The organism is Luteitalea sp. (assembly GCF_022842525.1).
Lineage (GTDB): Bacteria > Acidobacteriota > Vicinamibacteria > Vicinamibacterales > Vicinamibacteraceae > Luteitalea.
Genome location: NZ_JALHPM010000075.1, coordinates 21578 through 30427, shown reverse-complemented (window position 1 = coordinate 30427; position 8850 = coordinate 21578). Strand labels below are relative to the sequence as shown.

The following is an 8850-nucleotide window of genomic DNA, read 5'->3' as shown; positions in this document are numbered from 1 at the left end:
GGCGAGAACAGCAGCCAGCCCCGCGACGGGCTCACGAGCAGGCCGGCCAGGGCCTCGGCCGAGAACGCGCCGCCCGCCACCCCCATCCGGTAGTACGGCGGCAGCCACTCCCCGAACTCGCGCCAGCTGACGGCGGCGAAGACGGCGACGCCGGCGCCCGCCACGGCCGCGGCGCGGACGGCCCCGCGCCCATCGCGACGCCACACCCACACCAGGACCAGCGCTGCGAAGGCCGCCATGGTGGGCCGACAGAGGTACGCCAGCCACAGGCACACGCCGAGGCGTCCCCACGCGACTCGACGGTCGGCCAGTTCCGCCGCCACCACGAGATCGATGGCCAGCAGGGCGAGCACCACCGCCAGGTTGTGGGACCAGAGCGTGGCGGCGCCGACGCTGGCCAGCGACGTGCCCGACCAGAACACGGCCGTGCAGAGCAGCGCCGGCCAGAACGGCACCAGCCGCCGCGCCAGCCGCAGCATCGCCCAGACCGTGAGCAACGCGACCAGCGTCGCGATGACGCGCTGAAGCCGGAGTTCCGAGCCGTACTGCAGGACATCGACGCCGAGCGCCCCGGCAAGGGCGACCACGGGGCTGACCAGGAGCGGCGTCCCGAGGGGATAGACCAGATACTGATGGCCGCCGCGCTCGAACAGCCGATAGCCCAGCCGGATGTCCAGATGCGGCGCCTCGAGCGTCTCCAGGCGGATCGTGCCGTGCGTGGCCAGCGCCTTCGAGACGAGCAGCGTGCCCCAGGGGTCGCTGATCTGGGCGTAGGTGACGGTGGCGAGGCTGCTGACGAGCGCGACCAGGCCCAGCAGGAGGGCGATGCCGGCAGCCTGCAGAGGGGATCCGGAGGCACGGAGCCAGGGCACGGGCCGGGAGGGTAGCACGGCGGTTCGAGACCGGGGTATACTCGGTCGTTATGCTGTATTGGCTCCTCGTCACCATCTACGTGGTCGTCTGCTTCCTGTTGCTGCTCGCCGTCTTGCTGCAGCAGGGCAAGGGCGGTGATATCGCCGCGGCGTTCGGTGGCGGTGGCGGCCAGGCGGCGTTCGGCGCCCGGCAGGGCGCCACGGTGCTGTCGAAGGCCTCGGCCATCCTCGGCGCCCTCTTCATGCTCGGCGCCCTCGGCCTCGCCATCGTCGGCACCCGGGGACCGAGCTCGGTGATGAGTGGCGTGCCCGAGGCGACGCCGTCGATGCCGACCACGTTGCCCAAGGCGCCGACCAATCCGTCGGCGACCAGCAACCCGGCCCCGACGCAGACGCCGGTCGCTCCTGCACCGGGAGTGCCGGCAGCCGGGCAGGTCGACCCGAAGGCGGCGGCCCCGACGGTCGCCCCGGCCGAACCAGCCAAGGCGCCGACCCCACAGGGCGAACCGAAGAAGCAGTAAGCGCAGCACGCCTCGGCGCGACTGGCTTCCCTCGAACCCACGGACCTGCTATAGTCCGTGGTTCTGTCGACCTTGCAGCGGTTCGCAAGTGCGCGACAACACCACTTGCGGAAGTGGCGGAATTGGCAGACGCACCAGCTTGAGGGGCTGGCGGGAGCAATCTCGTAGGGGTTCGAGTCCCCTCTTCCGCACCATCACTCACTTCGTTCGTTCGGCACGGAAGAGCGCCGTCAGGCCCTCAGCCAGCGCCGCTGCGTGGCTCGGCTTCCGGGCTCGAGTCCCCTCTTCCGCACCAACCGTAGCTCGCCTGACGGCGAGCTACGGTTGGCAAGCCATCGCCGCCCGGCGACGGTTGTCCGACAGACGCTCCACAGAACCAGCCATCAGGGATATCGCCCGCACGCGTGCCTCGGCGGCATCGCGTCGCGGTCGCCCGCTACCTGGGCCCTGCGTCGCCGGGTCAGGCGCGGCGCGACGTCTCGTGATCCTGTGCCTGCAATTCCTTGTTGATCGCGACCGCCGCCTTGGCGCCTTCGGCCGCGGCCACGATCACGAACTGGACGTCGCCGTTGGCGTCACCGGCGATGAACAGGTGCGGCACACCGGTGTACCCCTTGCGATCGCAGCGGACGTGCCCGGTCCGCGTGAAGCGGCATCCGAGCTGCGCCGCAAGGGTCGAGCGCTGCCCCTGCCCCGTGTTGAAGAACATCGCGTGGCGCGGCAGGGGCGCTCCCGTGGCAAAGACGATGCGGGACAGGCGGCCGTGCTCGCCGTCCACTCTGACGATCTTTTCGGTGCGCGCCGGGATCCCCGCGGCCTCGAGTTGTGCCTTTGTGGCTGCAGTGAGCCGCCGCCCGTCGGTGCAGACCACCAGGTCACGGGTCCACGTGAGCAGCGACAGGGCGAGGCCCGTCGCCTCCCTGGGCCGGCCATAGACGGCAACAGGGCGATCGCGGTTCTCCCAGCCGTCGCAGTAGGGACAGTGATGGATGCTGGTGCCGTACAGGGCCGCCACTCCGGGAAGATCCGGCAACGTGTCTCGCACCCCGGTGGCCAGCAGCAGTTTGCGGCAGGCCAGCGTGGCGCCGTCCTGCAGCGTCACTCGCATGCCGTTGTCACGCGCTTCGAGGTGGGTGACTTCGAGGTCACGGATGTCGACGCCGTAGGCGGCCAGCTCGCGTCGGCCCCTGGCGAGGATCTCGAGCGGCGGCACGCCGTCGCGCGTGAGGAAGCCGTGCGCGTGGGTCGCGGCCGCATTGCGCGGCACGCCGGCATCGATCACCACGATCCGGCGCCGGCAGCGGCCCAGAATCAGCGCCGCGTTGAGCCCCGCCGGCCCGCCACCGACCACGACGACATCGTACGTGTCCATGTTCGTGATCTTGCGCCCACCGCGGTTGCCCTCGCCAACCTCGACGGCCTGAGGGGGGGCCAGCGAGGACGGAGGGTCGGGCCGAATCTCCAGGAGGCGCGTCGGGGCGGCCGCCCACCGCATGAAGCGCTCGAACGGCCCCGGCCGTTCCCGGCGCCACTGCGACCACGCCACCGCGACCACGAACAGCACGACGCCAGCCCCGATCGCGGCCTCCGGCGTGAGTTGCTGCCTGAGTCCGGCGGCATAGAGGGACATCAACGCCAGCACGTGCAGGAGGTACCAGGTCAGCGCGCGCCGCCCCGTGGCGACCAGCGGGTCGACCACACGTCGGGTCAGCCGCGGCACCAGGGCCAGCACGATCCCGAGCACCAGCGACGTGGTCCCCGCCGCCGACAGCAGGAACAGCGGCAGGGGTGGCAACGACGTCGTGCCCACCAGGCCCTCTCGCGTGAGCGCATCGAGTGCAGGCGCCACCGCCATCAGCCATCGGTCGAGCGCAGCGGAGATGAGTACCGCGGTCAGCGTCGCCACCGCGCCCCACACGAGCAGGCGCCGCCAGAGCCGCTCGTCGCGCAGGTCCTGCTCGGCCAGCACCGTCCCCATGATGAAGAAGGCCAGCCACGGCACGACCGGCCGGAAGCCGTCGTAGAGCAGGTTGCGCACGAAGCCGGCGGGCGTCCACACCCCCACGTAGGTCAACGTGTCGAGCTGCCAGTGTGTCGTCCAGTCCAGCACCAGCATGAGGAGCGGAAACACGGCGGCCAGGGCCACGCTCACCGCCAGCCGTGTGCGGACGCGGAGGCGCAGGATGAGAGGCGTGAGCAGGAGCGCGACGCCGTACACCCGCAGGATGTCGCCGGGCCAGACGACGAGATTGAGCACGCCCATCGTCCACAGCACCAGAGCGCGTCGACGCAGCGTCCGCGTCGCGCCGACCTCGTCGTACCGCGAGGCCAACCGCGTCACGCCGAAGCCGGCGAGCGTGACGAAGGTCGCCGCGGCGCGGCCATCACAGCACCACAGGACGAAGCCGGCCAGGCCGCGCGTCGGCACCGAGGTGCCCAGGACCAGCACGGCATGGATGACGAACATGCCCAGGATGGCCACGGCACGCGCCACGTCGATGGCGTCGTCGCGATACGGGACAGGGGCGGTCATGGGGTCTCCGTCGGTGTGCCGGGCGCGTCGACGCCGAAGCCGCGCCGGAACGCGTCACGGACGAGCCCGGGGGCGTCCAGTCGCGCCAGTTCGCCGGCAGCCACGCCCGTCCACGCGGCGTAGAGGAGCGCTTCGAGCACCCGGAAGCGCCACGCGCTCGGCCCGGCGCCACGCACCACGCCCGCGGCGGCCGCGGCCTCGAGCACACGACGGATCGGTGTGTCCACCGACGCTTCGGCGGCCGCGACCTCGGGGTCGCCAATCAGGTCGCCGGTGACGAGGAGGAAGTGCAACCGCTCGCCGAAGGGGACGAGCACGTCGATCAGGACGTCGAGGGCCTCGGCCGGTGGCCGGCTCGGCACGTCGGCCGCCTCGAGCGCCGCCGCCAGGGCGGCGATGCCATCGAGCGCGGCCAGGCGCATCAGATCGGCCCGAGAGGCGAAATGTCGATGCAGGGTGGCACGTCCGACGCCGGCGGCCTGGGCCACGAGGTCGAGCGACGCCGACGGATCCGCGGCCCAGACGGCGGCGGCCGCGCGCAGGAGACGGTCGCGCGGAGGAGTGCTCCGATAGTTGTCGATGCTGGCGAACGTCTATGCAGCAACGCGGGCGCTGCCGTCCGTGGAGGGAGCGACGGCGGACGTCGTGTCCCCGGCGGGCGCCCCCGGCTGGGGCGTCTGCCCGGTCGGGGGCTGCAGCGAGGTGTAGCGCTGCACCGCCACGGAGACGTACGTCACGCTCACGTAGGCGATCGAGACGCCGCCCGACGGCGCGCTGGGAGGTGCCGACGGGATGGGCGGCGTCGATGCATTCCTGTCGTCCGCGCCACGACGGCGTTGGCCTTCGAGCGCAGCAGTCAGCTCACCGGCATCGAGTCGACCATCGTCGTTGCCGTCGATGCGATCGAAGGCCTTCTCGAGACGACGTTCGAGTCGCTTGCCCCCGCGACGGCCCTCATCCTCATCGTCCGGTCGCACGCGGCCAGGCCTGTCGCGGTCGAGCAGGGCACGGGCGCCGCTGGTGAATTCCCGCTCGGAGAGGACGCCGTCCTTGTCGGCGTCGAGCGCCGCCAGCAGCGCCGCGCTCTTCGGATTGGTCCCGGACGTCGGCGGCCGAATCGGCGCGACGGTGTCGTCGGCCCCGACCTTGACGGGCGGCGCGGCGCCCGTGACATCGGGTGAGAGGGTCAGGCGATCCGGCTTCGCCGGCGTCGAGCCCGCAGCGGGCGGCGTCTTCGCCGCTGGCGCAGGCGACACGCTGATGCTGAGGCGCATCGTCGACACGCTGTAGGCCTGGAAGCTCGTGCTGATGGTCATGTCCGCACCTCGGGAGGCATTGCCGGCGAGGGCCGGCCCGACACCCAGCACGTAATCGGCACAGGCGTCGGCGGCGTGATGCCGGTGCCAACCGTCCCCGGAACGACCTCGACCAGTGCGGTAGGATGCTGCGCATTCGCATGCGGGCCGCCCGGTCGCGGCCGAGGAGCGCCACGTGAGAGCCGCCTGGATCGCTTTGCTGCTGCTCCTCGGTCTCGACGCCGCCGAGGCGCAGCGGCGCACGGGGCCCCCGACGTTCGACCCCGCCGACACCGAGGGCCTGGTCGTATCCCCGAACCCGAGCGTCCGCCACGCCTGGAAGCGCAAGGTGTTCTGGACGATCTCCATGCAACCGGGCCGCGGCACGTTCCGGGTGATCCCCGCGCAGACGACGGCGGAACGTGGCCAGATGACGGCCACCCTCGATGCGCTGGCGGTGCTGTTCAAGGCCACGCCGACCGGCTCGAGCGGCGAAGGGTTCTGGGTCAAGGATTCGCGCACGCTGGACTACTTCGACCCGTTCGTCCTGCCGGAGAAGACACCGCTCGCCCGCGTTCCGCTGACGTTCGCCAGCGGCTACTTCCCGTTCCGTCACGAGGACGTCGAGACCAACGGCATCTGGAAGAAGAGCGTGAACGGCGAGACCACTCCCGCCTACTTCCACTTCAATCGGCTGCCGGAAGACACGCAGTCGACCCACGTGGCCACCGAGCCGCGCCCGGGCGACCGACCACCGGAGGTCTTCTACTTGCGTCCCCGCGTGACGGCGACGTGGCATGGCCTGCCGGTCTACAAGAACGACTACCTGCTGGTCACGCGCGGCGGGCGCGACCCCTGGGCACCGGTCCCCATGGCGCGCGTGCTGAAGGCGTCGATGGGCGCCCTCGAGAAGGACCGCAAGACCGCCGAGGACCGCCTCGAGGACTACCGGAAGGCGCTCGCTGCCGTGATGGCCCCCGAGTGGGAGGCGCAGAAGCGGGCGACCTTCGAGACGCAGAACGGCGAGCTCCGGACGTCTCGTCCCTCGAACTACGCGGCACGCCTGCGGTCGCTCGAGCACGAGATCGCCGTGCTGCGGAAGGAGGCAGAGACCAGGGCCCATCCACGCCGGGACGCGACCGGCGCGTGGTACTGGGCTGCGGTCGATGCGCACGAAGACGCCGCGCGTCGTCTGGCCGCGCTGACGCCGGACGAGGCGGCGGCGTCGGCCTGCTTCGTCGAGGTCACCGCGGCGCAGCGAGCCAACGGGCGGTTCGCGATGCCGGGCACCGTGATCGCAGAGGCGAGCGCTCCCGGGTGCCGGCAGATTGTCCGCACCAACTGGGAGTACTTCGACCTGACCTTGCCCCGGACGACGCCCCAGTTGCTGTATGTCCGGGACTTCGGCGCCTGCGTGCGGGTGGTGGGCGAGCGGTTCGAGTCGCCACCCATCGACCGATGGGACAGCCCCCCGCAGGGCTGCGTCCAGCACGCGCGGATGTGGCGCGAGGTCGACTGGTCGCGCATCGCCGCCCTGGTGCAGCCATGAGTCGCCCGAAGGCCGCCTCCGTCGACGCCTACCTTGCCGATCTCGGCGACGCCCAGCGCGCCGCACTCACGCAGGTCCGCGCCGCCATCCTCGCCGGCCTGCCTGCCGCCGACGAGGTGATCCGTACGGCATCCCCGCCTTCAGGGTCGATGGACGCGTGGTGATCTACTGCGCCGCCTTCACCGCGCACTACTCCGTCTACCCGGCCACCGAGACGCTCGTGAAGGCCCTCGGCGATGCGCTGGCGCCGTACGACCACAACGGCAAGGGCACCATCCGCTTTCCGCTCGCGGGACGCGTCCCGACGGCCCTCCTGACGCGGATTGCCAGACTGCGCGCGGCCGACGAGGCCGCACGGCAGCGGCCTCGTCGCCGAGCCGCGAAGAAGCGGTGAGCAAGGAGCGTCCGGGTATCCTCTACTGGATCAGGGGCGCGTGGTGGTCATCGGCACAGGACGACATAGTGGTCCGGTGCGGAGGCGCGGCCCGCGTGATCGCCACCGGACCGAGACGACGTGGCTCGCCCCGCGCCCGGGGTGCACCGAGACAACGAGGGTTTCGCCTCAGCGCGTGGTGACCCCGGGGATGGGCAGCGGGAACACCGCGTTGGGCGACGACTCACGGCGCAACACCTCCTGCGCCTGGCGGATCAGATCGGGACGCGACGAGGCGAGGTCGCGCGCTTCGGCGGGATCGGCCGCCAGGTCGTAGACCTCCCACGGCCCCGGCTCGGTCGCCAGCAGCCGCTGGCGCACCACCTTCATGTCTCCGAGCCGTACCGCGACCTGTCCGCCGTACTCCGGAAACACCCACACCATCGGCGGCCTCGACACCGGGGTCGTGCGCGTACCCGTGAGCACCGGCCAGAGGCTCACGCCGTCGAGATCGGCAGGCGCCGTGAGACCTGTGGCGTCGGCGAGCGTCGGGAACCAGTCGGGGAAGTATCCCGGCGTGTCGTCGACACGGCCGGCGGCGATGCGTCCGGGCAGGCGCGCGATCATCGGCACGCGGAGGCCCCCCTCGTACACGCTGCCCTTGTAGCCACGCAGGCCCTTCGTGCTGTCGAAGAACGTCGCGTCGACGCCACCGATGTGAAACCGCGCGTCGTTGGCGCCAGGATGCGTGGTGCCGTTGTCACTGGTGAAGACCACCAGCGTGCGGTCGGCGACGCCGGCGCGCTCGAGCGCCGCCATCACGCGTCCGACGTAGCCGTCGAGGTCGCTGATCATCGCGGCATAGGCGGCACGCGGCCGTGGGTGCGGCAGGTAGCTGTTGGCGCCGCGATACGGCTCGCGGTCCCAGGCGGTCGGGAACCGATCCACCGAGGCCTGCGGCGGATGCATCGCGACGTGCGGCTCGATGAACGGCAGATAGAGGAAGAAGGGCGCGGCCGCCTGCTGCGCGATGAAGCGCTCGGCTTCGGCGATCATCAGCGACGGCGCGTAGGTGCCACCGATCCAGTCGCCCATCGTGACGGGCCCCTCGGGCTGCCGGGCATGCCCGGGCACGGGCCGGTCGTTGATGATCACCTTCTCGGCGTTGCGCCAGAGGTGCGGCGGGTAGTAGCTGTGGGCGACGGCCTGATCGTTGTAGCCGAAGAACAGGTCGAACCCCTTCCGATTGGGATCGCCCGTGCTCCCGACCGGACCGAGGCCCCACTTCCCCATGGCGCCGGTGGCATAGCCGGCCCGGCGGAACATCTGCGCGAGGGTCTCGGCCTGCGCGCTGAGCGGGTATTGCCCTTCGGTGAACTGCGGCAGCCTGGTCTGCGCCTGGATGTTGCCCCGAATCTCGGCGTGGCCGAGGTGCTTGCCGGTCATCAGCACGGCACGCGCCGGCGCACACACCGGCGCGCCGCTGTAGTGATGCGTGAAGCGCATGCCCTGCGCGGCCAGCCGATCGATGTGCGGAGTCGGGATCTTCGTCTGCCCGTAGACGCCCACCTCGCCGTAGCCGAGGTCGTCGGCCAGGATGAAGACCACGTTGAGGCGGGACGACTGGGCGTCGAGGACCGGGACGGCCAGCGCGGCGCCGACGGCGAGACCAGCGGCAAGGATGGTGCGCATGTCGGCCCCTACGCT

At 71.3% G+C, this 8850-nt stretch carries 8 protein-coding genes, 1 tRNA gene and 1 pseudogene; 5 read left to right on the top strand and 5 right to left on the bottom strand.

Going from position 1 to position 8850, the window contains the following annotated elements:
* Nucleotides 1-872: pseudogene (locus tag Q0C41_RS15810) on the bottom strand (hypothetical protein); the annotation flags it as partial.
* A gap of 50 nt (nt 873-922) precedes the next feature.
* On the opposite strand from Q0C41_RS15810, the gene secG reads away from it, so the two are divergent.
* Nucleotides 923-1393 (top strand): preprotein translocase subunit SecG, encoded by a 471-nt coding sequence (gene secG, locus Q0C41_RS15805; protein ID WP_291985087.1) that lies wholly within the window; start codon nt 923-925, stop codon nt 1391-1393.
* A gap of 107 nt (nt 1394-1500) precedes the next feature.
* Nucleotides 1501-1587 (top strand) — tRNA-Leu (locus Q0C41_RS15800).
* Nucleotides 1588-1853: 266 nt separating this feature from the next.
* Here Q0C41_RS15800 and Q0C41_RS15795 read toward each other — a convergent pair.
* The 3 genes from Q0C41_RS15795 to Q0C41_RS15785 are packed head-to-tail and all read right to left on the bottom strand — an operon-like array spanning nt 1854 to nt 5242.
* Nucleotides 1854-3926, bottom strand: a complete 2073-nt coding sequence (locus Q0C41_RS15795; RefSeq protein WP_291985085.1) for an FAD-dependent oxidoreductase — start codon at nt 3924-3926, stop codon at nt 1854-1856.
* Nucleotides 3923-4468, bottom strand: coding sequence for a TetR/AcrR family transcriptional regulator (locus Q0C41_RS15790; RefSeq protein ID WP_291985091.1), 546 nt, complete (start codon nt 4466-4468; stop codon nt 3923-3925). The genes Q0C41_RS15795 and Q0C41_RS15790 overlap by 4 nt, the downstream gene beginning before the upstream one ends.
* A 51-nt stretch (nt 4469-4519) precedes the next feature.
* Complete coding sequence (locus tag Q0C41_RS15785) at nt 4520-5242, bottom strand: EF-hand domain-containing protein (protein ID WP_291985083.1); 723 nt, start codon at nt 5240-5242, stop codon at nt 4520-4522.
* A gap of 175 nt (nt 5243-5417) precedes the next feature.
* Between Q0C41_RS15785 and Q0C41_RS15780 the strand changes: the two genes are divergently transcribed.
* From Q0C41_RS15780 to Q0C41_RS15770, 3 genes are read left to right on the top strand one after another with little or no spacing between them, the layout of a single operon-like run.
* Nucleotides 5418-6770 (top strand): hypothetical protein, encoded by a 1353-nt coding sequence (locus tag Q0C41_RS15780; protein WP_291985080.1) that lies wholly within the window; start codon nt 5418-5420, stop codon nt 6768-6770.
* Nucleotides 6767-6934, top strand: a complete 168-nt coding sequence (locus tag Q0C41_RS15775; protein WP_291985078.1) for a hypothetical protein — start codon at nt 6767-6769, stop codon at nt 6932-6934. Before Q0C41_RS15780 ends, Q0C41_RS15775 begins: the two co-directional genes overlap by 4 nt.
* Nucleotides 6928-7164: a hypothetical protein gene (locus Q0C41_RS15770; protein ID WP_291985076.1), complete on the top strand. Its 237-nt coding sequence runs from the start codon at nt 6928-6930 to the stop codon at nt 7162-7164. The genes Q0C41_RS15775 and Q0C41_RS15770 overlap by 7 nt, the downstream gene beginning before the upstream one ends.
* Before the next feature lie 168 nt (nt 7165-7332).
* Here Q0C41_RS15770 and Q0C41_RS15765 read toward each other — a convergent pair whose 3' ends face one another.
* Complete coding sequence (locus tag Q0C41_RS15765; RefSeq protein ID WP_291985074.1) at nt 7333-8835, bottom strand: arylsulfatase; 1503 nt, start codon at nt 8833-8835, stop codon at nt 7333-7335.
* Nucleotides 8836-8850: the final 15 nt, after the last annotated feature.